Here is a 2,375-nt window from a genome sequence, read left to right on the forward strand (position 1 = left end):
CTCCAAGCCTACTTTTCATCCGAAGATCAAGATCGCCCAAGTCCGTGCGTATGATTATGCGGACGCCAATCTGCGGATTGATGCCTTGGTACATGCTTGTGCCGTGGAGGGGGATATGCAGATCGTGAAGCGGATGAAGGAGATCGTTCCCGAGTTCAAGAGCCAGCATTCTAAATATGAGGTGTTGGATGAATAGAGCGAAATAAAAAGTAAATTATGGATTTATCCGTGAGGGCCTATGCTATTAATGTTGATTTAAATATAGCGTCAAAAAAGAAGAGCCTCCCCAGAGGCATTTGCAAGAAAAGAGAAGGAACCATGTGGGTTTTGTGATGAAAAGATAGGATGATAGATATTTTGTAGAATCGATATAAGGTCAAGGTTTTGTACCGGTCTTCTTTTCCCGTAAAGGGATTTAGAAGGCCGGTTCTGTTTTTATATATGTATTTGAAAATCCGTATGTAAGTACGGTGTCCGGCCATATGCGGCGCAGGGATAAACATTCCCCCTGCGTTCGCATGATGAAAAAGATCTATGAGCGTTTGAGAGAGAGATTGGGGCATAAGCCCACGGTGAAGAATTTTGACGCGTTCTTGGTAACGTTGGGACCGGATGAGCGGGAGTCTTGGAAAATGGATGTGTGTAGTTTGGGATATGGAGATTATTATAGGAAGATGCCCGGGGCGTACCGTAAATTTATCCGGAAGTATATGGAGCATGACCGGGAGTGCGAACGGTGTTATATACGTAAGTATACGGTGCGTGGTGATTTGTTGTATTCCCCATTTCGTCCGGAACTCTTGTTGGAGCTAGTGAAGCTTGTGGAGTTTACGGATCGTGAGACTCCCCCTTCCTCTTTGGAAATAGCCTCTTGCCTGTTGATGGGGTTTGATTATCCGGGCTCGGTGCGTGGCTTGGCTTCTCATTTGCGAGAGGCGGGGCATTCTGCGGAAGCAGTCTTGGTGCTCGCTGGAAAGAGGGAGGTGACGGATGAGTTTTAAAAGAGATATGGATTTGAATGTTAGTTAAGAATAGCAGGTTTTTGTTGTCTTTGAAAAGGGGAATTTTTGGGCATTTTTATTTTTAATTCGTTGAATACTATTTGTTTGATGGATAAAACCACGGACGCTGACCTCTTCCGGCTCATCTTACCTTTGTGTCGTGCTCCATAAGGGGTATATAACCATAAAAATTAAAAGATATGGCACAAGGTTTTAAGTTGGTGTTGCGTCCGTCGAAGCCGGGCGAGAAGGATTCAGAGAAAAAGTTTTATGCGGTGTCGAAAACGAATGGTACCTCTAGTATGAAAACGTTATGTAAGTTGATCTCGGCACGTAGTACGGTGTCGTCGGCAGATGTGAAGGCGGTATTGGATAACCTTAATTTCGTGTTGGATATGGAGCTTCAGGAGGGGCGTATCGTAAGGCTCGGCGATTTCGGGAGTTTTCGGATCTCGGTGAGCAGTGATGGGGTGACGGATAAGAAAGATTTTAACACGAGTATGTTGCGCCCCCCGCGTATCATCTTCACTCCGGGCGGTGAGTTGAAGGATACGAAGAAGACGTTGGAATACGCAAGGGTCTCCCAAGATGGCGCCACTACGGAGGCTGGTGGCTCTGATAGCGATAGCCCGGATGAGATTTAACGTGCAACTGGTAATGGCCGTGCTGCTTTGCGTGACCGGCCTTACCTTGGTGTTCTGTGGTTTTTGGGTGGCTCCTTCCGGTGAGATAGATAACAGCGTGCTGGTCGCATTTGGGGAGATCTGCACGTTTGCCGGTGCGCTGTTTGGGGTGGACTACTCTTATAAATTGAAAATTAAGGATTGAAAATTTGAGTTAAGATGGAAAAGGATGAGAAGAGATTGACAGAGCATTTTCGTATGGACGAGTTTGTTTATAGTGCGATGGCGGTGGAATTTGGACTTAATAATGCGTTGCCTTCGGAGGTAATACCGGTGATACGGAATCTAACGGTGCGGTTGTTGGAACCTTTGCGTATATATCATCGACAGCCTATGTATATCATGAGTGGCTATCGAAGCGAAGAGTTAAACCGATTAGTGGGAGGTGCCCCTAGCTCGCAACATATGAAGGGGGAGGCGGTAGACATTTACACGGTGGATCGCAACCGACTATTGGAGGACTTGGTGGCAAGCTGCCTGAATTTTGATCAGGCGATCCTTTATCGTACGAAGGGATTCATACATCTTTCATTAAAAAAACATGGGGTGAACAGAAAACAGATTTTATTTAAATAGGAGGGGGTATGAGTGGATTTTGGAAAAAAGGATACTATATATTGTGTTTTATCGTACGTACATTATATAACTTGTTAAGTCTTGGGAAAAAGCCTAAAAAATAATGCCCGATAAA

At 45.1% G+C, this 2,375-nt stretch carries 4 protein-coding genes and 1 pseudogene; all 5 read left to right on the top strand.

The window, feature by feature from the left end:
• Positions 1-196, top strand: a pseudogene (locus DWX84_RS21245) (polysaccharide biosynthesis protein); the annotation flags it as partial.
• A gap of 322 nt (positions 197-518) precedes the next feature.
• Positions 519-1,001: a hypothetical protein gene (locus DWX84_RS21250; RefSeq protein WP_008777799.1), complete on the top strand. Its 483-nt coding sequence runs from the start codon at positions 519-521 to the stop codon at positions 999-1,001.
• Between the two features lie 200 nt (positions 1,002-1,201).
• The gene (locus tag DWX84_RS21255) at positions 1,202-1,645 is read left to right on the top strand and encodes an HU family DNA-binding protein (RefSeq protein ID WP_005865728.1); all 444 of its coding nucleotides are present in this window, start codon (positions 1,202-1,204) and stop codon (positions 1,643-1,645) included.
• Positions 1,635-1,829, top strand: coding sequence for a hypothetical protein (locus DWX84_RS21445; protein WP_008777801.1), 195 nt, complete (start codon positions 1,635-1,637; stop codon positions 1,827-1,829). Before DWX84_RS21255 ends, DWX84_RS21445 begins: the two co-directional genes overlap by 11 nt.
• Before the next feature lie 14 nt (positions 1,830-1,843).
• Positions 1,844-2,260, top strand: coding sequence for a D-Ala-D-Ala carboxypeptidase family metallohydrolase (locus DWX84_RS21260; protein ID WP_005865732.1), 417 nt, complete (start codon positions 1,844-1,846; stop codon positions 2,258-2,260).
• Positions 2,261-2,375: the final 115 nt, after the last annotated feature.

This window comes from Parabacteroides sp. AF21-43 (assembly GCF_003635435.1).
Classification (GTDB): Bacteria; Bacteroidota; Bacteroidia; order Bacteroidales; family Tannerellaceae; genus Parabacteroides; species Parabacteroides distasonis.